The organism is Aeromonas sp. Marseille-Q5825, from assembly GCF_946892685.1.
In the GTDB taxonomy this organism is placed as follows: Bacteria; Pseudomonadota; Gammaproteobacteria; order Enterobacterales; family Aeromonadaceae; genus Aeromonas; species Aeromonas rivipollensis.
In genome coordinates this window covers 81,446-101,873 of sequence record NZ_CAMPOU010000005.1, presented here as the reverse complement: position 1 = coordinate 101,873, position 20,428 = coordinate 81,446, and the positions used below count along the sequence as shown (strand labels likewise).

The following is a 20,428-nucleotide window of genomic DNA, read 5'->3' as shown; positions in this document are numbered from 1 at the left end:
TTAACCATGCCCGTCCGCCAGATTCAGTGACCTGCCTCAGAGGGCGGCAATGGCATCTCGATCCCCGCCCGTTGTCTCCTCGGCAAATTGCTGGCCGAGCCAGTGGCAGAAGGCGCGGCACTCCGGCATCCCTTCGCTCTCCTGGTGGATAAGCAAGCTCCACTGGGGCCCCTTGACCCGGCAAGTGGAGAGCGGCAGCAACTGCCCCTGCTCCCTGGCCGGTTGGGAGAGCCGTTCGCTCACCAGCGCCACCCCGAGCCCGGCGCTGGCTGCCTCCAGCAGCAGGCCGGGGTCGGAGAAGTTGAGCCCCCGGGTCTGCAGTTGCAGATCCTCTCCCCCTTTGAGCGTCCAGTGGTGCCAGTCCAGCTCTCGTTCACCATGGAGGGTAGTGCGCTGTGCCGCCGGTTGGGCCAGCACGGCAGGCGCGGCCACCGGCAGCAACCTGTCCGCCAGCAGTGGCTGATGGCGACACTCGGCCTGCGGCGCGAGATCCCAGCGCAGAGCGAGATCTATGGTCTGTTCGGCCAGATCGGGCACCTCGTCGCTGGTGAAGAGCCAGAGATCGATGTCGGGGTGCTGGCGATGAAACGCCCCCAGTCGGGGCAGCAGCCAGTGGCGGGCGATGGCGGTGCTGGTGTTGAGCACCAGCTGGTTCGGCTTGCGGTACTGCTCGAGGCGCTGGATCCCCACTGCCAGTTGCAGCAGCACGCTCTGGGTGGTCTCCAGCAGATCCTGCCCCGCATCGGTCAGGGCGACCGAGCGCCCCTGCCGGTGAAACAGCGGCTGGCCGAGCAGCTCCTCCAGGGAGCGGATCTGCTGGCTGATGGCGGACTGGGTGAGGTGCAGCTCCTGCGCCGCCTGATGAAAACTGCCGAGGCGAGCCGCCGCCTCGAAGCCCCGCAGCACGTTGAGCGGGGGCCAGTGTTTGAACATCATTGATTAGCTCCACTTATCACTTGCACTGAAAATCGATCGTTTGTTCGCCGTGTTATGTGGGAATAGTCTATTCCCATCGTCAGCAACCTTAATAGTACCTAATCAGAGAGGCAATATGCGGGAACAGGGAATAGTGGCAAAGGGCTGGTTCATGCCCGCCGAATGGTGCCAGCACGCCGCGACCTGGATGGTCTGGCCCCACAACAAGGCGCTGTGGGAATCCGGCTGGGGCGTCACCCTGGCCGAGGTGCAGCAGGACTTCGCCCGGGTGGTCAATACCATTGTCCGGTTCGAGCCGGTCAAGCTGGTGGTCGACCCTTCCGCGCTGGCCGAGGCGCGCGCCCTCTGTGACGGCAGGGTGACCCTGATCCCCCTCCCGGTGGATGACAGCTGGTGCCGCGACTCCGGCCCCACCTTCATCTGCCACCCCGAACTGGGCAGCGCCGGGGTGAGCTGGCGCTTCAACGCCTGGGGCGGCAAGTCGGTCCATCAGCTGGACGAAGGGCTGGCTCGCCGCATCCTCAACAGCCTGGAGCTGGAGTGTATCGGCAGCTTTCTGGCCAACGAGGGGGGCGCCATCCATGTGGACGGCGAAGGCACCCTGATCACCACTGAGTCCGTGCTGCTCAACAGCAACCGCAACCCGGGCATCAGCAAGGGTGAGATCGAGCAGATCTTCGGTCGCCTGCTCGGCGTCGAGAAGACCATCTGGCTGCCGGGGGATCCCGACCACGTCACCGGCGACATGACGGACGGCCATGTGGACGGGGTCTGCGCCTTCAGTCGCCCCGGCCAGCTGCTGGTGGATGCGACCCGGGATGCCGCCTCGACCTACGGCCTTGTGGTGCGGGAGAACCGCCGCGCCCTGGCCCTGGCCACGGATGCCAGGGGGCGCACCTTCGAGTTGCAGGATCTGTACGACGCGAGCGAGGCCATAGACACGGAGGCCGAGGTGTTTTGCGCCTCCTACACCAACTTCTACCTCGCCAACGGCGCCGTCATCATGCCCGCCTACGGGGTGGCGAGCGACCGGGAGGCGGCGGCTGTGCTGCAAGGCGCCTTCCCGCAAAGGGCTGTGGTGCCGGTCTCGATCAACCGGCTGGCCCACGGCGGCGGCGGCATCCACTGCATCACCCAGCAGCAGCCCGCCTGGCCGCTGCGGGGCTGATAGTTGCACGGCGGCGGCCAATCACAGGGGAGTAACCACATCATGATCAGGAAGACACTCGGGTGGATGGGCTGTCTGGCCCTGCTGCTGAGTCTTGCGGCCGAAGCCGGGGAGGCCGATGCGGCAACAGGGGAGGAGAAGGTGCTGCGGCTCTACAACTGGGCCGACTACTTCGCCCCCGATACCCTCAGCGCCTTTACCAAAGAGACAGGGATCCGGGTCATCTATGACGTCATGGACAGCAGCGAGACCCTGGAGGCCAAGCTGATGGCCGGTCGCAGCGGTTATGACCTCATCTTTCCCGGCGATACGGTGGCGGAGCGGCTGATGCGGGCGGGCAGCCTGCAACCGCTGGATCAGGGCAAGCTAGAGCACCTGGCGGACATAGAGCCAGGCTTGCGGCGGCTGCAGCAGGCCTATCCCCATTCACGGGATGCGGTGGTGCCCTACACCTGGGGCACCATAGGGCTCACCTATAACGCAGCCATGATCCGGCAGCGGATGGCAGATGCCCCGGTGGGCAGTCTCGACCTGCTGTTCAAGCCCGAACTGGCGGCAAAATTTGCCGACTGCGGCATCTCCATCATCGACTCCCCCGATGAGGTGCTGGCTGTGGTGCTGCACTATCTGGGGCGGGATCCCCACAGCGGCAAGGCCGAGGATCTGGATGCCGCGCTGGCGCTGCTCAAGGGGATCAAGCCCCATATCCGCAAGTTCCAGTCCCAGCCGGTGACCCAGCTGGTCAACGGCGACCTCTGCCTGTCGCTGGGTTACAGCGGCGACATGACGCAAGCCAGGCGCGCCGCCGCCGAGGCGGGCAAGCGCAGCGACTTTGAATACCGGCTGCCGAAGGAGGGGAGCACTATCTGGATGGATACCATGGCGATCCCGGTGGATGCCCCCCATCCTGACTATGCCTACGCCTTCATCAATTTCGTGATGCGCCCGGCCAACATGGCCGCCATCACCAACAGCACCGGCTATCCCACCGCCAGTGCCAAGGCGAGATCCATGGTGGATGCCACCATGACAGCCAACCCGGATATCTATCTGGATGAGGCCAGCTACGGACGCCTCATCCCGGGCCAGGATCTTGCACAATCCCAGATGCGTGCCCGCATGCGAGCCTGGACCCGCTTCAAGAGCAGTTTCTGAATCCAAGGAGTAAAAGAGATGTCATCCCGACGCCAAGTATTGAAACAGCTGGTCGCCATGGGGGCGCTGGCCGGACTGAGTGCCCTGCCGCGGGCTCAGGCCGCCACCCCGGAGGCCAAGGCGAGCGCCGTCGGCCGCTACCATATGCCGGACGAGGCCGGGCCCCAGGCCAGGGTCTGGGTCGCCTTCGGTGCCAGCCGTGACATCTGGGGTCGCGATTACCAGGAGGTACAGGCCACCATAGGACGGCTGGTGCAGGCCATGGCGCCCCATACCGAGGTGAACGTGCTCTGCCGCGAAGAGGAGGAGGTGCTGGCCCGCCAGCTGTGCGGCGAGCACAACACCCGCTTCATCAACGCCGAGCTGGACGATATCTGGCTGCGGGATACCGGCGGCGTCTTCGTGCAAGACGAACAGGGATCGCTCGGGCTGGTGGACTTCAACTTCAACGGTTGGGGCGACAAGCAGGAGCACGAGCAGGATGGGGGGGTGGCCGAGTGGGTCAGCACCCAGGCAGATGCCCATTATCTGCAGAGCAGGCTGACTGGCGAAGGTGGGGGCATAGAGGTGGATGGCAAGGGCACCGCCATCCTGACCGAGAGCTGCTGGCTCAACGGCAATCGCAATCCGGGCCTCACCAAAGCGCAAGTGGAGGCGGAGCTCAAGGTCAACCTGGGACTGCGCAAAATCATCTGGCTGCCGGGCATCAAGGGTCGTGACATCACCGATGCCCACGTGGACTTCTACGCCCGCTTCGTGCGCCCCGGCGTGGTGGTGATCAACATGGACAACGATCCCGATTCTTATGACTACAAGGTGACCCGCCAGCATCTGGCCATCTTGCAGCAGGCGACGGACGCCGATGGCAACAAGCTGGAACTGCATCAGCTGCCGCCTCCCCTGGGTGGGCGGGACAATAAATTCAGCCGCAGCCGGGACTTTGCCGCCGGCTACATCAACTACCTGCCGATCAACGGGGCCGTCATAGTCCCCGAGTTCGGCGACAAGGCGGCCGACCGCTATTGCCAGGATCTGCTGGCCCGCCTCTACCCGGGGCGCAAGGTGGTGGCGGTCAACATAGACCCGGTGGCGGCGGGGGGCGGCGGCATTCACTGCATCACCCTGCATCAACCGGCCTGACCCTCATCTACCCACTGATAACCCGGGGCGTTGCAACGCCCCGGGTTATTGCCCCACGTCCATTTTTGTTAACCACGCCCCCCTGAACCGCCGCCGTTCCGCATATTGGCCCACTACGCCATATGGGGTGTCACCTCGATCACACTCCCGAGTTATTCAAGTTGCTGAGACGGGATGGCGCTTTCCATTGCCACTATAGGGGTGTATTTTTTGCTCGGCGGCCGAAATTAGAGCCAAGAGAGGATGACTGGCGAATACGTTCAGCGCCAGAGACTGACCGTTAGAACTTTGCACTTAAAATGCGTTTTTCGTGACTGTTATCCGGGCGGTTTGGAGTGATATGTAAGGCTCTATTATCTGTTCGTACCGACGTCCATCTAATCACAACTAGGTTTTTTTTTAATGACGACACTCCAGAGCATCGAGGTCAGCGGCAGAGACGTACAGCCGCACAAGAGTGTGAAAGATCCAAATTTCACTTCGCGAACTGTACTTACTAACAGTCCATGGCAATTCGTTGAACTGTGGCTCAAGAGACATAGAAAGAAGGAGGCACTTTTCTTCTGGGGCCAAGCTAGCCAGTTTGGAAAGGCTGCTATTGGCTTACCAACTCAAGCGGCCCCTTTGTTGCACTATTACTCTTTCATGAATGCAACAAAGGCTTTGTTATCAGCGAAAGGGATATCTTTTTCGCCTATGCACGGTGTGCGATCACATAACATGAACGGTGCAAGCTCGAAAATCAGCATCGTAAATGAGGGAGTCAGAATCCTTAACAATGGGATTCTTCCTGCACTCTCCAGTTACTTCGGAGAAGCTGAAACGAGCACTACACATAGCTTGCAAGAACTCCTGTTCAATTTGCCTCATGTCCACCGAACATACTGCCTGACTTATCCAAATCAGACTGAGATGTTCATACCGATTGTGAAACCTCGTTTTAGACATGATGCCGCTACCAACGAGGTTCGGCTCCATGCGCAGATTTCCAAAAACTTCCAATCACACAATGTAATAAGAAGAATTGCGCCGAAATTCATTCTGGACACTACCGCAAACGCCGCTGAATATGAGGTTGTCTCTGCCGCGAGCCGTCCGTTTACTCGCCCGCAAAAACCGACAACAGCTGATCTGACAGCGCTCGCATCCCTTCAAGATGATTTACGCCGAGACCTGTTTTATATCAACGGCAGCGAAACACTTTGGTACATACGCTCATCGGTAGCTGGGCCAACGACATTGGCTCGGATGCCTGCAACTATGACGCTCGCTGCCATGCATAGGCTGAGTGAATTATGTCGCTATAAGCCAGTAGAGCTTTCGTCGTTTCTAGGAGGACAAAAGAACTGGTTAATTTCAGAGTTTATTCAGCAATCACCAGACCAATTCATTGATGAAATCGCATCTGAAATGACAGGGCATAAGATCATGGTACCAAATATTAGGGCGGCAACGTAAAGTGAAGATCTACCTCGCCAGCGCGCTTACACACGTTCCGGAAAACGAATTCCTGAACTACACATCAATGCTTCACAGGTTTGCATCCGCCCTAAGTGATCAAGGGCAGAATCAGGTGCTGTATGCATTGATGAATAGCGATCCACAACTTGCAACAAAACCTTCTCGCGATAAACCTCGACTTTGCTATCTCTGGGATAGAGAGATGGTTGAAGATGCAGACGTGGTTGTCGCGGAAGCATCATTTCCATCGATTGGCCTCGGAATTGAGCTGCAGATTGCAGAGATGAACAATATTCCAGTGATATTGTGCTTTGAACAGTCTGAGTCAAAAAGAAGCCATCAAAAATTCTACGAGAACCCTGACAACCAGCAGTATCAACTCCAAATTGGCGACGGCTACATATCGTTGATGGCATTGGGTTTACCAAACCTGTTTTCTTTGGTTCCGTATTCTGATGAGCGTGAATGTTTCTTAGAAACACTTAGGCTTCTTGGAGTACTAAATGAGCCCGTAGGTTCGATTAGCCGTAAGGCGTAATCGGACGTTCGCGTAAATCAATTCCCCCGCTATAACGGCTACTCGAATTTCCCCTCTGGCAGATGCCGCTGACTAACGGATAAAACCGGGACAGCGGCATCTCGTTCGTCCGATTACGCTTCGCTAATCGAACCTACATGGGACGCTAATATGCGGTGAATGCAGGTTGGCGCGGATCAGCCAGCCTGACACGATCGCCATAATCACAATCACCACAAATAACAGAGCCGCCCGATGGGCGGCTCTGTGTATCAGCTATTTATGGCTGAATCGTCACTCCGCCGGGGGCGACGCGGGCGCCTCCAGGGCGGGCGTTTGCTCCCCCTCTTTTATCCAGGCATCCAGCAGGGTGTAGCCCACCGCCAGCACCACTGGGCCTATAAAGAGCCCTATGATGCCGAGCGCCAGCAGGCCGCCGATGACACCGACCAGGATCAGGATCAGCGGCAGATCGGCCCCGCGCTTGATGAGGAAGGGGCGCAGGAAGTTGTCCATGGTACCCGCCAGCAGGGACCAGACCAGCAGGAAGGTGCCCCAGGTGGTATCCCCGCTCCAGTAGAGGTAGCCCACGCTGGCCAGCAGCACCGGGAAGGGGCCTATCTGGGCGACGATCAGCAGGAACATCAGCACCACCAGGATCATGACGTAGGGAATGCCGGCAATCAGCAGGCCTATCCCGGCCACCGAGGATTGCACCAGGGCGGTCACCACCACTCCCATGGCGACGGCGCGGATGGCCTGGGAGGCGAGCACGACGGCGTTGTCACCACGCTGGCCCGCCAGGCGGTGGGCGAAGCGGCGAATGCCGTCGGCGGCTTTTTCCCCAGAGTGATAGAGCAGGCCGCAAATGGCCACCGTCAGCAGGAAGTGGACGAACAGCAGGCCGAGGTTGCCCGCCTGGGAGGCTAGCCAGCGGGCTGTCTGGCCGAAATAGGGGGCCAGCTTGGTGAACAGCACCTGGCCGCCGCTCGCCAGTATCTGCTGCCAGAACTCAAACAGCTTGTCGCCGACCAGAGGCACCTGTTGCAGCCAGAGCAGCGCGGGGGGCGGGGAGTGGCTGATGCGGGTGCCCAGCTCGATCAGCATGGGGGCCTTCTCCGCCACATTGGCCAGCGCCATGAACAGGGGGATGACGAACATCAGCAGCAGGATGCAGCTCATCAGCAGGGCCGCCAGGGCGCGCTTGCCCCACAGCAGGCGCTGGGCCATCTGCATCAGCGGCCAGGTGGCTATGGTGATCATGGTGGCCCAGACCAGGGCGGGCAGGAAGGGGCGCAGCACCATGAAGCACGAGATGATGAGCAGGCTGAGAAACAGCAGGCCCAGGGTGATCTTGGCCAAATCCACTTTTTTCATATGCATTGCGTTCCCTTTAACGAGGGGTGGGGCGTCGGGATCCGGCGCCAGTATTGATAAAAGACAGCAGCCACCAGAGCGCGGCACTTAGCCAGAACCCCAGGCAGCCATAGAGTAACCCTTTTCCCGCCAGGATCAGCAGCGAGCTGTCGGTCAGCACAGGGAGCACGAACAGCCCCCCTGCGATGAGCAGGCCGCCCGCCAGGGCCAGCAGAGTGGCATGGAGGGCGGGAGCTGGGTGTCGTTCGAGTTGTAGCAGATTACCCGATACCAGCCCCAGGGTGAACATGGCGAGCCCTGCCAGGGCGCTGGATTGGGTCAGCCAGCCCGCCAGGGCGCTGGCCAGCAACAATAGCACCCAGGGGGCTTGGCGCTGCGCCAGTGCCGCCAGGGGGGAGCGCAGCGCCAGCAGCAGGGCACCGAGACCCAGGCCGGCCGCCACGTCCGAGATAAAGTGCACGCCGAGCCAGACGCGGGCCAGCCCGGCCAGGGCCGCCAGCAGCAGGGCCAGCCCCATGCCCTGCCAGGCTTTGAGGGTGGGCAGGGCGCCGAGCAGCAGGCCCCAGAACAGCAGGGTCGAGGCGGTGTGGCCGCTCGGCATGCCAAAGCCCTGTGCGCTCCGCTGCCCCAGCATGGGGTCGAGGTGGAAGGGCCTGGGCCAGGCTATCCCCTCCTTGAGCAGCTGTACCAAGAGGGTGAGCAGCACCATGGCAAACAGCAGGTTGCGCAGCCTTGGCCAGCCCAGCAGGGGGAGCAAGAAGGGGAGCAGGGCCAGCTGGAAGGCCGCCGATCCCAGCAGGTTGCCGACCTCGAGCCAGCTTGCGTTTGGCCCCAGCCACTGCTGCAGACGCTGGATCAGCGGCAGCTCTGCCCTGTGCAGGGCGCTGCCTTCGCGACTGAAGTCCGACACCCACAGCACCTCGCTCTCGGGGACCTGGGCCAGCCTGGGAGTGAGCCAGTCGAGTTGCGTCGGGAAGCGACGCTGATCATGGGGCAGGCGGGCGGCATCGATCAGCCTGGCATTGAGGATCTCGCCGCCTAGGTTGGGGGCCTGGAGCAGGGAGACAAAACCCGAGCCGCGCTGGGCCCGGATGGGGGTCAGCGTCTGGCAGGCGAATACGGTGGCGCGCTGCCAGCGCCCCAGCTCCCCGGTGATCCGGCCATGGAGCCCAGTCTCCTCGAACAGCTCCCGCAGAGCCGCCTGGGCGGGTGTCTCGCCCCCGTCTATGTAGCCGCCACTCAGGCTGTAGCGATCGGAGATCCTGTCCTGGACCAGCAACAGTTCCTGCTGATGGCGGATCACGCAGGCGGCCGCCCCGGGGGGCGCCTCGGCGGCGAACAGGGAAGATGACAGGGAGCCGAGCAGCAGAAGCAGTAAAAGAGCGGGTCTGAGCATGATGGCGCGACTAAGGGAATAGATGGGGACAAGGGTCACAGAAATCAGATACTTGGGCAATGACTTCCGGTGGATGGCCGGCGCCGGCAGGGGGCGTCTCGGCCCAATCTGGGGCGCAAGGATTGCCGTCGGCGCGGGCAGTCCCTAGTATTGGCGGCTATTGTTCTTCTCATTCAACACATCTTGGGGCCTTTCATGCGACAGTTCGGTTTCTTCCTGGGGATTGCCATCGGCGTCATCCTGATACTGTTTGGCAGCATCGTCATCTTCCAGGCCTTGCCTGCCGCACTGGACGTGCTGGAGATGCCGAGCCGCATTCCGTTCGTGCGCGAGGTCTACACCTGGCTGATGACCAGTGCCAATGGCCTCACCAGCCAGCTGGAGCAGAACTTCCTGGAAGCCTTCCAGACGGTGCTCAAGTTGATCCTGCTCATCACCTTCATGTGGGTCTGTGTCAAGCTGGTCAACATGGGGGTGCTGATCATCCGGGCCGGGGTCGACCTCATTCGCACCGCCATCGAGCACAGCGAAGACAAGGTGGCCAAGCCCACCGAGCAGGACCGCCACCTGTAAGGCTCCCCTGCCCATTCGCAGATAAACGACAGGCCATCCTAGGATGGCCTGTTTGCATGGTGAACGGGTTCGCCCTCTTAGTTGAGCAGCTTCTCCAGCTCGGCTTCGGCATCCGCCCTGGCCTGATCGCTCTGCTTCATCCCCTGGGTTTCCACCTTGTCGGCCTGCGCCTGTACAGTGCCGGTCGCTCCGCTTACCACCTTGCTCAGCTGTTGCTGTGTCTTGGCTGCGGCGCTGACGGCCTTGCCCGCCTGTTGCTGCGCGCTGGTTGCGGCCTGCTTGGCGGTGTCGCTGACGGCTTTGCTCGCCTGTTGCTGCGCGCTGGTTGCGGCCTGCTTGGCGGTGTCGCTGACGGCTTTGCTCGCCTGTTGCTGCGCGCTGGCTGCGGCCTGCTTGGCGGTGTCGCTGACGGCTTTGCCCGCCTGTTGCTGCGCACTGGCTGCCGCCTGCTTGGCGGTGTCGCTGACCGCCTGCTGGGCGGAGTGGCTCACGGCCTGGTTGGCTTGCCGCAGAAGATCGGTGGCATCGCTCACCTTCTGGGTGGCTGAGTCACTCACGGCCTTGCTCGCTTGCTGCGGCGCCTTGGTGGTGACGCTGCCGACCGCCTGTTTGGCCGAGTCGCTCACCGCTTTGGCCGCCTGCTGCTGCGCCTGGGTGGTGACGCTGCCGACCGTCTGGGTGGCCGAGTCGCTCACCGCTTTGCTGGCCTGTTGCTGCGCCTTGGTGGTGACGTTGCCGACAGCCTGGGTGGCTGAATCGCTCACCGCCTTGCTCGCCTGCTGCTGCGCCTGGGCAGTGGCACTGCCGATCACCTGGCTGGTGGAGTCGGCCAGGGCCTGGGTCGCGCTCTGTTGCAGGTTGCCCATCACATTGCCAAGCAGGGAACCGCTGGTTCCCGTCATCACCTTGCCGGCGTCGGTGAGGGCGGTGGCGGTCGGGTTGCCGGCCTGCCACTCCTGCATGGCGCTCGGCCAGGCCGGGGTCGCCGCCGTCAGATTCTCGCCGAAGACCTGGGTCGCGCCGTCTCCTTTCTGCAACATGACGGAGAGCTGGTTGGTGTCGGCGTTCCACACCATGCCGGCCTGTTTGGCCACATCCGGCACAGGGGCGTAGCGGGAGACCACATAAAACAGCGGCCCCTCCTGCTGCAACTCGTTGGCCGTCTTGAGCAGCTGCATGGTGCTGTCGTAGTTGGGCCCCAGCATGGCGGTCATCCTGTCCTTGATCAGCGGCTGCTCGAACAGGTTGGCCTCGTTCGGATCGAAACCGACCAGGGGTTTGAGCAGGGCCCACATCAACTGGCTGGTGGGGCTCATCATCAGCAAGGGGGCCACGCAGGCGGACAACATCAGACTCAGGCAGGCGGCCTTGAGCAACGGCATGATACGCATCGACAACATATCCAAGTAATTATTTGATTAATAAGGTTATATACTGTCTTTTCCCGACAGCATGACCCGAACTGGCCCGGCTCCTCACACATGGGGAGCGGCGGGCGCTGGCAGGCTATCATATTGCTTCCGGAATGCCAGATGAGCCGACACTTATTGGTCAAGTCGGCGACGCTGGTGGTCGCTTTAGGGGATCACTCTCTCGTTGTCACAAGTGTCACTCATGATCCGAACCGCGTTTTGTCTGTTTGCCCTCGGCGGCCTGCTCCCCGTCCAGGCGGCCCCGGCGTCGAACACCCTCAGCCACTCGGTGGGCACGGATCTGGTGTTGCCCCTGGGCTCACTGCCCGAGCGGGTCTGCTGGTATCAGGATCAGAAATATTCCCTCGGATCTCGCATCCAGCAGGGGGATCTCTGGCTGGAGTGCGGCCCGCAGAACGAGCAGGAGAGCAACGGGCCCCTGGCCTGGCGCGAACCCGCCATCTACGAGCCCGTCGACGAAGGGACGGCCAACAGGGAGACGATCAGGGTGGGTCAGTGAGCCTTTTCTTGATCCAGCTACAGACACGGCCGTGATCCCTGTCGCATAATGCAGCTCCTTTCTTCTCTTGGCTGGAACCTAAGAAATGGCTCGTCGCTCTTCCAATGCACAACGTCGTCGCAGTAGCTGGTGGTACAAACGCTTGTTGGCAAGGGAGCGGGAAGAGCGCGAAGCGCGTTCCGTTCGGGATTGATACTGCATTGAAAAACGGAGCCTCGAGCTCCGTTTCTTATTCATCACCACGAGTGAATAATGATGTCGCTCTTCCAATGCACAAGGTCGTTGCCCTAGTGAGTTGGTGATACAAACGCTTGTTGGCAAGGGAGCGGGAAGGGCGCGAGGGCGCTGCGTCCGGGATTGATACTGCATTGAAAAACGGAGCCTCGAGCTCCGTTTCCTATTCATTACCACTGGTTCATTACCACAGGCAGGTTTATTACCGCAGGTGGATAATGGTGTCGCTCTGCCAATGCACAGCTTGGTTGCCGTAACGGGCGGTACAAACGCTTGTTGGCAAGGGAGCGGGAAGAGCGCGAGGGCGCTGCGTCCGGGATTGATACCGCATTGAAAAACGGAGCCTCGGGCTCCGTTATGCATTTATCACCGTCAGCATCATGACAACGGGGGCCATCAGGCCCCCGTTTTGCTTTTTCAGATCGGCGGCTTAGCGCTGCAAGGCGGCCAGTGCCAGTTCGACCCGTTTGGCATACTCGGGGTCGGCCTGCTCGAAGTGCTTGAGCTGGGCCGCGACTATGGCGTCATCCTCCACATGGATGAGGGAGCGCGCCAGGTTGGCGGCGAGGCGAGCACGTTGCCCCTCGTCCATGATGCGGAACAGATCCCCCGGCTGGCTGTAGTAGTCGCTGTCATGGTCGCGAAAATCGTAGTGCAGGGCGGCCCCTTCCAGACTCAGGGCCGGTTCGTGCTGCTCGCTCGGCTGCTGGGTGCCGAAGCGGTTCGGCTGATAGTTGGGGCTGGCGCCACCGTTGCTGTCCCCCCGCATGGCACCGTCACGATGGGCGCCGTGGTGGAAGGGGCAGCGCGGGGCGTTGACCGGCAGCAGGCCGTGGTTGACGCCGAGGCGATAGCGCTGGGTGTCACCGTAGGAGAAGAGTCGCCCTTGCAGCATGCGATCCGGCGAGAAGCCGATACCGGGCACCAGGTTGGCCGGGGTGAAGGCCGCCTGCTCCACGTGGGCGAAGTAGTTGTCCGGGTTCTGGTTGAGCTCAAGCACGCCGACCGGGATCAGCGGATAGTCGCTGTGCGGCCACACCTTGGTGAGGTCGAACGGGTGGATTTTGTAGGTCTGGGCCTCGGCCTCCGGCATCACCTGCACATAGACCTTCCAGCGCGGGAAGTTGCCTTGCTCGATGGCGTTGAAAAGGTCTGCCTGGCTGGTCTCCCTATCCTGACCGACGGCATTGGCCGCCTCTTCATCTGTGTAGAAGCTGTGGCCCTGCTCTGTCTTGAAGTGGAACTTGACCCAGAAGCGCTCATCGGCCGAGTTGATAAAGCTGAAGGTGTGGCTGCCGTAGCCGTTCATCTCCCGCAGGCTCCTGGGGATGCCGCGATCGCTGAACAAGATGGTGACCTGATGCAGGGATTCCGGGTGGCGTGACCAGAAGTCCCAGGCGGCGGTGGCGCTGCGCAGGTTGGTGCGCGGATCCCGCTTCTGGGTGTGGATGAAGTCGGGGAATTTCAGGGGATCGCGGATGAAGAAGACCGGGGTGTTGTTGCCCACCAGATCCCAATTGCCCTGCTCGGTATAGAACTTGAGGGCGAAGCCGCGCACGTCCCGCTCGGCATCGGCGGCGCCCTTCTCACCGGCCACGGTGGAGAAGCGCAGGAAGACAGGGGTCTGCTTGCCGACTGTGTTGAACAGGTCGGCCTTGCTGAACTGGCTGATGTCGTGGGTCAGGGTAAAGGTGCCGTAGGCGCCGGAGCCTTTAGCGTGAACCACTCGCTCGGGAATACGCTCGCGGTCGAAGTGGGCGAGTTTCTCCATCAACCAGATGTCTTGCATCAGCACCGGGCCGCGGGGGCCGGCGGTGAGGCTGTTGTTGTTGTCGACGACGGGGGCACCGTTGGCGCTGTGCAGGGTCTTGTCAGTCATGGGGCATCTCCTTGTGATGATGGAGGCACGATACGGCAAGGGGCGCGAGCGGGGCCAATCGGTCAGCTCTAAGTGTTTGATAGGTGGCCCTAATGGAGTTGGCTACGGACACAAAGGGCGCTATTTTGGACGGACGTTCACGCATCAGGGAGGAGAGGGGATGATTGATATCAGGATTCGTCAGGCGGAGGCCGGGGATGCCCAGGGGTTGCGGGATCTCTATGCCATGCCAAAGGCTCAGGCAGGCACCCTGCAGATGCCCTATCCGACCCTGGCCATGTGGCAGAAACGGTTGGCCGAGCGTAGCGGCTACGGCCTGGTGGCCATAGTGGATGAGCTGCTGGTCGGCGATCTGGGGCTCTGGCTCGAGCCGAATCCACGTCGTCGCCATGTGGCTGGCATCGGCATGGGGGTCCGGGATGACTGGGCCGGCCGCGGGGTGGGCTCGGCCCTGCTGGGGGCGGCGGTGGATCTGGCGGACAACTGGCTCAACCTGCAGCGGCTCGAACTGACGGTCTACAGCGACAACGCGGCCGCTATCGCGCTCTACCGCAAGTTCGGCTTCGAGCAGGAAGGTTGCTCACCCGCCTATGGGTTTCGTGAAGGGCGCTTCGTCGATGCCCTGCATATGGGGCGGGTCCGTCTGTCATGATCGACTATCGCGAGCGCCTGACTCCCGTGCTGCGGGCGCTGGAGCAGGAGCCGGATCTCTCCATCGAGGAGCTGGCGAGCCGCGCCTGCCTCTCCCTTTACCACTTCCATCGGGTGTTCACCGCCGTGGTGGGGGAGGCGCCGGGGGAGATGTGCCGGCGGCTGCGGATGCAGCGGGCGGCCTGGCAGCTCTGCTACACGGATGCCAGCGTCACCGCCATCGCCCTGGGGGCGGGGCTCGCCAGCTCCCAGGCCTTTGCCAAGGCGTTTCGCCGTCACTATGGCTGCACCCCGGGGGAGTTTCGCCGTGACAAGGGCAAGAATGGACACCATGAGCGCAAGGATGGACACGCATGGGATGCCCCCCTCCCTTATGCTGAAGGCCACTCATCAGCAAGGAGCAACACCATGAAAACCGTCGAGATGGATGCCCGCACCCTGGCCTATATCCGGGTCACAGGCCCCTATGGTGAAGGCTATGACGCCGTCTGCAACCGCCTGCACCAGTGGGCCGCGCCCCGCGCTCTGGAAGGGGGGGAGTGGATCTTCATCTACCATGACAACCCGCAAGTGACACCGCCGGCCCAGTGTCGCACCGACATAGGTGTCACTGTGCCGGTGGGGACCCAGGGGACGGGGGAGGTGGAAACCCAGCTTATCCCTGCCGGGCGCTACGCCCAGTCCCGCTACCTCATCACGGATCGCAATCAGTACGGGCCGCGCTGGCAGGAGCACATAGGCGACATAGTGTCCGCCGGGCTGGAGTTTGGCAGCGGCCCCTGTTTCGAGCTCTATCACAGCGTGAGCAATGATCCCCTGCAGGACGATGTCAGCTTCTGCTCCAGCGTGCGTTAGGCATGTGGCCACAAGTGACAATAAAACGAGGCGCCCAAAGGCGCCTCGTTTTATTGGGGGTGGGTGGCCCCATCCCGGCGGCACCCTCTTCCCCGCGCAGCATACTGCCCGTATCAGGGCTTGCTGGGCACCTTGTCCCGGCGGGACTTCCACCACCATCTCAGGCGGATCTGGGAGATCAGCATGCCCGCCAGCATCAGGGCGCAGCCGACCAAGGTGCGCTCGTTCAGGGCTGGCTGGGCACCTTGTCACGACGGGATTTCCACCACCATCTCAGGCGGATCTGGGAAATCAGCATGCCAGCCAGCATCAGGGCACAACCCACTATGGCCCGCTCGTCCAGATGCTCCCCCAGCAGCAGCACACCGCCGATGGCGGCGAATACTGTCTCCAGGCTCAAGATGATGGCGGCGTGGGCCGGATGGGCACCGCGCTGACCGACCACCTGCAGGGTGTAGCCGATGCCGACCGAGACCAGCCCCGCGTAGAGCAGGGCCTGCCAGCCCGCCACGGCACCGCCGAGGGTCGGGGTTTCGATGACAAAGGCAGTGCCAAGACTGAGCAGGCCGCACACCACGAACTGCACACCCGCCAGGCGTATGGGGGCGACCCGGTTCGAGTAGTGATCCAGCACCAGCAGGTGAATGGCCCAGAACAGGGCGCCGATCACCTGCAGCAGATCACCGTAGCCTATGGTGAACTCCTCGGTCACGCTGAGGTAGTAGAGCCCGGCCATGGCGATGAGGGCACCAATCCAGGTGTTGGCCCCTGTCTTGTGGCGCAGGGCCAGGCCGATGACGGGCACCAGTATGATGTAGAGACCCGTGATGAAGCCCGCCTTGGCGGCCGTGGTGTAGAGCAGCCCCACCTGTTGCAGGGAGGCGGCGCTGAACAGCACGCCCCCGGCGATCAGGCCCCCGACCAGCAGCAGGCGGCGATCGCCTGCGGGTGACCCGGTTTGCGGCCTGGGCTGGCGCGACTTGAGCCACCACAGCAGCGGCAGCAGGGAGGCGGCACCGAGCAGGAAGCGCAGGCCGTTGAAGGTGAAGGGCCCCATGTGATCCATCCCCAGGCGTTGGGCGACGAAGCCCAACCCCCAGATGGCGGCGGCCATCAATAACATCATGTTTGAACGCATACGGATTCATCCCTGAGAGAGCAGTGACAGGGGCACTCGGGCCCCTGTCAGTACGATACCCGTCTGCGGGGGGGGTTGTCGCCGGTGATTTGCAATCAGATGGGGGCCAGCCCGGGGACGCTATCCGCCGCTTGCCAGCCTGGCGAGCAGGGGCAGCAGGGCGAGCATCAGCAGGTTGCCCCTGAGGATCCAGATCACCCAGAACTGCTGCTGGATGGAGACTATGGGGGCGCGTCCCTGACGCAGGGAGCGGCGCCAGTGATGGAACAGCCGGCTGGGGTAGCCGAAGCTGAGGGCCATGGCGAAGAACAGCAGCAGCTTGGTGCGATAGCCGGGATTGGCCAGCAGGGCCGCCGGTTGCAGCGGGTGGGCGAGCACCATGAGCACGCCTGTGATGAAGATGAGCAGCAGCGCCAGCGCCGCCAGGCTGTCCGCCAGCAGCAGCTTGCGTACCTGTTCGATGGACATGCCGCGCCTGAACAGAAAGTACTCCGAGGTGATGGCGCCGGTCAGGGTGATCACGGCGCAATAATGGAGCGCTGTCAGCAGTTCCGGGTTCAACATCCGAGCCAGTTCCTTCTCGTTGGCCACATGGCAAGCTTCCCTTTGGACGCCATAGAGCGGGGCTGATATTCTGACACTACACGACGTCGGGGGATAGCAGGAGTCAGGGTTGGATAAGCGAGCAGTCTCCAAAAAGACCTGGTCCCTGGTTGCCCGGATGCGTCTGGGCCTGTTGCTGTTGTTCATCCCGGTGCTGATGCTGGGGGGTATCTACTACCTGCACATGGAGCGCAGCCTGCAACAAGAGTTGCAACAGCGCCTGCTCGCCACCAACCACCAGTTGCGTCACGTCTTCATCGAACCCTATCTGCACGAAATGGAACGCCAGTTCACCCTCATCTACGACCAGGTGAAGGTGGACGACATCAGCGGTCCCCGACTGAACAATGCCGAGTCCTACCTCAAGGAGTGGCGCCTCTACAAGGGGGTCATGGCAGACCTCATCTACATCTATGTCGGCACCGCCGAGCGCCAGATGCTGATCTACCCCGAGTGGCAGGCGGATGCGGGCTTCGATCCCAGGACGCGCCCCTGGTATCAGCTGGCCAGCCAGCATCTGGGCAAGATGGTCTGGACCGAGCCCTATTACGACTACACCAACGGCAACCTGGTCATCGCGCTCGCGCGGGCCATCACCGACAAGGAGGGCAAGGTGCGTGGGGTGTTCGCGGTGGATGCCGTGCTGGCCCCCTTCTCCGCCCAGCTGAACCGGCACCTGGATGACGGCTACCAGATGATCGTCAATCAGTCCGGCAAGGTGCTGGCCCACCCTGACCCGTCCCAACTGCTCAAGCCCATGGCCCACCCGAGCTGGCTCTCCCGCTTCAGCCAGGAGGATGGCATCTTCCTGGATCAGGATTCCCGGCAGTTTGTGGCCTACAGCCGCCTGCCCGAGCGCAACTGGGTGCTGATCAGCGTGCTGCCGGCGTCGAGCATCCAGGCCGTGGTGGCGCGGGCCTCCCTCAACGTGCTCGGGGTTGTGGTGCTGGCCAGCGTGCTCTATGCGCTGCTGGCCCTGGTCTGGTCCCGTTACTTCAGGCGGATGCTGGACGAGATCTCCACCATGATCCGCGCCAGCAGGATGCCGCCCGATGGGGTACCCCAGGGGGGAATGCACGAACTCAGGCATGTCTATGCCGAGCTGGCGGAGGTGAGCAAGGATTACCACGAGGCGCGCCAGCACGCTAACCTGGACAAGTTGACCGGCCTCTACAACCGCCGCTTCTTCGACGAACGCCTGAACCGGCTGCTGCTGGAGCAGCACGCCTTCTGTCTGGCCATGATCGATCTGGATGGCTTCAAGCTGGTCAACGACAACTATGGTCACCAGACCGGGGATGTGGTGCTCAAGCGGGTGGCCAAGCTGGGCAACCAGCTGCTGGAGGATCACGGCTGGGTCTGCCGCTACGGGGGCGAGGAGCTGGTGGTGTTGCTGGCCAACCCTGACATCCACTTCTGCCAGATGCTGCTGGAGCAGTACAGGATAGGGGTCGCGTCCCTGGACTGGCGTGAACCCGGTCTCGGGATCACCTTCAGCGGCGGTCTGGTGGCGAGCGTCCCCGGTCTGGATGCCAAGGGGTTGCTCGACATCGTCGATGCCGAGGTGTATCGCGCCAAGCGGGATGGCAAGAACCGCATCTATCTGGGGGGAGTCGCCCCCTTGGCGCAGCACGAGGTGCCGCCGGCAGACGATGGGGTGCTGAGCAAAGAAGAGGCCTGAGGGCCTCTTCTTCATTCAGCGGCTCAAGGGAGCAACTGCCACTCCCACAGGGGCCAACCCAGCTCCGAGGCGCACTGGCGCAGGGCGGGGGCCGGATTGACCCCGTGGGGATGAGTCACAGCCCGCAGCATGGGCAGATCGTTGTGGGAGTCGCTGTAGCCAAAGCTCCCCTGCCAGAGGTTGTCCCGTCCGGCAAAGAGCTGGTTGATACGGGTCACCTTGCCTTCGCGAAAACTCAGGGTGCCGCGGGTCTGGCCGGTCAACATCCCCTCTTCCTCGTCGAGCAGTATGGCGACGCAGTGATCCATCCCCAGCATCTTTGCCATGGGGGCCACCAGATGCTCGCCGGAGGCGGAGATCAGCACCAGCTCGTCGCCCCGCTCCCTATGCCACTCGATGCGCGCCAACCCCTCGGGGTAGAGGCGCTCGCGCAGCACCTGCTCGGCAAAGTGGTGGCACTGCTGGTTGAGCCATTGGCGCGACTTGCCCGCCAGGGGCTGCAGGGTGAAGGCCATGTACTGATGCATGTCCATCTTGCCCTGATGGTAGAGAGACATCATCCCCTGCTCCTCGGCCACCATGCCCGCCGGGGCCAGCTCCTCGGCCACCATGTACTCCAGCCAGAGGCTGGCGGAATCCCCGGCAATCAGGGTCTCGTCCAGATCAAACAGTGCCAGTGCCATGAGGGCTCCTTGCGGTAACAACGAAAATGAAACGAGGCGTCATGCTACCTCACAGAGCTGATCCCGGGCCACCGCCAGGGTCACGGCGCTCCCCACAGCCAGCAGATCGCCGGCAGAGCGGTTGAGGCAATCCACCGTCAAGAGCCCCGCCTCGCACTCCACCTGATAGCGGATGACGTTGCCGAGCAGCTGCTGCTGGCGAACGATACCGGGCAGACTGGGCTCGCTGCTGGTCGCCCCGGCGGGCAGCAGGGTGATGGACTCCGGCCGCAGCGCCAGCTTGCCCTGAAAACGGGGGCCGAACAGCGACTTGCCCTGCTCTGCGCCGAGCAGGTTGTAGTTGCCGATAAAGCCCGCCACAAACTCGCTGGCGGGGCGGGTGTAGATCTGCTCCGGCGTGCCGCTCTGCACTATGGCTCCCTTGTTCATCAGGAAGATCCGATCCGACAGGGTGAGCGCCTCCTCCTGATCGTGGGTCACGAAGATGGTAGTGAGTTCGAGGCGCTGCTGGATCTCGCGGATCTGCTGGCGCAGGCTGCGGCGGATGCGGGCATCCAGCGCCGAGAGCGGCTCGTCCAGCAGCAGGATCCTTGGCCGTACCACCAGGGCGCGCGCCAGTGCCACCCGCTGGCGCTGACCGCCGGAGAGCTCCCCCGGATAGCGGCGCTCGAAGCCGGTCAGCTCCACCAGCGCCAGCGCCTCCTGCACGCTGGCCGCCAGCTCACGCCCCGGCTGGGGCTTCATCTTGAGGCCGAAGGCGACGTTGTCCCACACCGTCATGTTGGGGAAGAGCGCATAGCTCTGGAACACCATGCCGATGCCCCGCTTCTGGGGCGCCTGCCAGGTGATGTCCTCACCGGCCACCCGCACCTGCCCGCCATCCACAGGGGTAAGCCCGGCCAATGCCCGCAGCAGGGTGGACTTGCCGCAGCCGGAGGGGCCAAGCAGGGTCACCAGCTCCCCCTTGCGGATGCCGAATTCTATCCCCTCGAACACAGGAGTGTCGCCGTAGGATTTGTGCAACTGATTGACTTCTAAATGAAACATCT

19 protein-coding genes are annotated in these 20,428 nt (G+C 62.5%); 10 read left to right on the top strand and 9 right to left on the bottom strand.

The features are described from left to right. Positions 1-36: 36 nt before the first annotated feature. Positions 37-936 carry a LysR substrate-binding domain-containing protein gene (locus OC537_RS14865; RefSeq protein WP_262112395.1) on the bottom strand — a complete coding sequence of 300 codons (900 nt, stop codon included), beginning with the start codon at positions 934-936 and terminating at the stop codon, positions 37-39. A 115-nt stretch (positions 937-1,051) separates the two neighbouring features. Between OC537_RS14865 and OC537_RS14860 the strand changes: the two genes are divergently transcribed. The 5 genes from OC537_RS14860 to OC537_RS14840 all read left to right on the top strand — a co-directional run bounded on the left by OC537_RS14860 (position 1,052) and on the right by OC537_RS14840 (position 6,398). Next, positions 1,052-2,104, top strand: coding sequence for an agmatine/peptidylarginine deiminase (locus OC537_RS14860; RefSeq protein WP_262112392.1), 1,053 nt, complete (start codon positions 1,052-1,054; stop codon positions 2,102-2,104). 42 nt (positions 2,105-2,146) lie between these two features. Continuing rightward, positions 2,147-3,259: an extracellular solute-binding protein gene (locus tag OC537_RS14855; RefSeq protein ID WP_262112390.1), complete on the top strand. Its 1,113-nt coding sequence runs from the start codon at positions 2,147-2,149 to the stop codon at positions 3,257-3,259. 18 nt (positions 3,260-3,277) lie between these two features. Beyond that, positions 3,278-4,399, top strand: a complete 1,122-nt coding sequence (locus OC537_RS14850) for an agmatine/peptidylarginine deiminase (RefSeq protein ID WP_262112388.1) — start codon at positions 3,278-3,280, stop codon at positions 4,397-4,399. A gap of 402 nt (positions 4,400-4,801) precedes the next feature. Beyond that, complete coding sequence (locus OC537_RS14845) at positions 4,802-5,857, top strand: YaaC family protein (RefSeq protein ID WP_262112386.1); 1,056 nt, start codon at positions 4,802-4,804, stop codon at positions 5,855-5,857. 1 nt (position 5,858) lies between these two features. Further along, a complete protein-coding gene (locus OC537_RS14840; protein ID WP_262112384.1) occupies positions 5,859-6,398 on the top strand; it encodes a hypothetical protein in 540 nt (179 codons plus the stop codon). Between the two features lie 273 nt (positions 6,399-6,671). On the opposite strand, the gene ydiK is transcribed toward OC537_RS14840, so the two are convergent. After that, on the bottom strand, positions 6,672-7,760 hold the full coding sequence (ydiK, locus tag OC537_RS14835) for an AI-2E family transporter YdiK (protein ID WP_171275278.1): 1,089 nt from the start codon (positions 7,758-7,760) through the stop codon (positions 6,672-6,674). Between the two features lie 10 nt (positions 7,761-7,770). After that, on the bottom strand, positions 7,771-9,150 hold the full coding sequence (locus OC537_RS14830; protein WP_262112380.1) for a bifunctional NUDIX hydrolase/phosphatase PAP2 family protein: 1,380 nt from the start codon (positions 9,148-9,150) through the stop codon (positions 7,771-7,773). A 195-nt stretch (positions 9,151-9,345) separates the two neighbouring features. Between OC537_RS14830 and OC537_RS14825 the strand changes: the two genes are divergently transcribed. Next, a complete protein-coding gene (locus OC537_RS14825; protein WP_106885584.1) occupies positions 9,346-9,723 on the top strand; it encodes a hypothetical protein in 378 nt (125 codons plus the stop codon). 77 nt (positions 9,724-9,800) lie between these two features. On the opposite strand, the gene OC537_RS14820 is transcribed toward OC537_RS14825, so the two are convergent. Further along, positions 9,801-11,114: a hypothetical protein gene (locus OC537_RS14820; RefSeq protein ID WP_262112378.1), complete on the bottom strand. Its 1,314-nt coding sequence runs from the start codon at positions 11,112-11,114 to the stop codon at positions 9,801-9,803. Positions 11,115-11,337: 223 nt separating this feature from the next. Between OC537_RS14820 and OC537_RS14815 the strand changes: the two genes are divergently transcribed. Further along, positions 11,338-11,655 carry a YnjH family protein gene (locus tag OC537_RS14815; protein WP_262112376.1) on the top strand — a complete coding sequence of 106 codons (318 nt, stop codon included), beginning with the start codon at positions 11,338-11,340 and terminating at the stop codon, positions 11,653-11,655. 664 nt (positions 11,656-12,319) lie between these two features. Here OC537_RS14815 and OC537_RS14810 read toward each other — a convergent pair. Further along, complete coding sequence (locus OC537_RS14810) at positions 12,320-13,768, bottom strand: catalase (RefSeq protein ID WP_262112374.1); 1,449 nt, start codon at positions 13,766-13,768, stop codon at positions 12,320-12,322. A gap of 163 nt (positions 13,769-13,931) precedes the next feature. Between OC537_RS14810 and OC537_RS14805 the strand changes: the two genes are divergently transcribed. Together OC537_RS14805 and OC537_RS14800 are read left to right on the top strand one after the other, a co-directional pair. Further along, positions 13,932-14,420, top strand: a complete 489-nt coding sequence (locus OC537_RS14805) for a GNAT family N-acetyltransferase (protein WP_262112409.1) — start codon at positions 13,932-13,934, stop codon at positions 14,418-14,420. After that, positions 14,417-15,274, top strand: a complete 858-nt coding sequence (locus OC537_RS14800) for a GyrI-like domain-containing protein (RefSeq protein ID WP_163149403.1) — start codon at positions 14,417-14,419, stop codon at positions 15,272-15,274. Before OC537_RS14805 ends, OC537_RS14800 begins: the two co-directional genes overlap by 4 nt. Before the next feature lie 226 nt (positions 15,275-15,500). Here the strand turns inward: OC537_RS14800 and OC537_RS14790 are convergent, their stop codons facing one another. Both OC537_RS14790 and OC537_RS14785 read right to left on the bottom strand, forming a co-directional pair. After that, positions 15,501-16,412, bottom strand: a complete 912-nt coding sequence (locus tag OC537_RS14790) for a DMT family transporter (protein WP_106885589.1) — start codon at positions 16,410-16,412, stop codon at positions 15,501-15,503. A gap of 120 nt (positions 16,413-16,532) precedes the next feature. Beyond that, entirely contained in the window at positions 16,533-16,976 is a 444-nt protein-coding gene (locus OC537_RS14785; protein WP_262112369.1) for a DUF2214 family protein, read from the bottom strand. 109 nt (positions 16,977-17,085) lie between these two features. Here OC537_RS14785 and OC537_RS14780 point away from each other — a divergent pair, with 109 nt between their 5' ends. Beyond that, positions 17,086-18,696 carry a sensor domain-containing diguanylate cyclase gene (locus tag OC537_RS14780; protein WP_262112367.1) on the top strand — a complete coding sequence of 537 codons (1,611 nt, stop codon included), beginning with the start codon at positions 17,086-17,088 and terminating at the stop codon, positions 18,694-18,696. A 23-nt stretch (positions 18,697-18,719) separates the two neighbouring features. On the opposite strand, the gene OC537_RS14775 is transcribed toward OC537_RS14780, so the two are convergent. Beyond that, positions 18,720-19,379, bottom strand: coding sequence for an HAD family hydrolase (locus tag OC537_RS14775; protein ID WP_262112365.1), 660 nt, complete (start codon positions 19,377-19,379; stop codon positions 18,720-18,722). A 39-nt stretch (positions 19,380-19,418) separates the two neighbouring features. After that, positions 19,419-20,426, bottom strand: a complete 1,008-nt coding sequence (locus tag OC537_RS14770; RefSeq protein ID WP_262112363.1) for an ABC transporter ATP-binding protein — start codon at positions 20,424-20,426, stop codon at positions 19,419-19,421. Between the last annotated feature and the right edge of the window lie 2 nt (positions 20,427-20,428).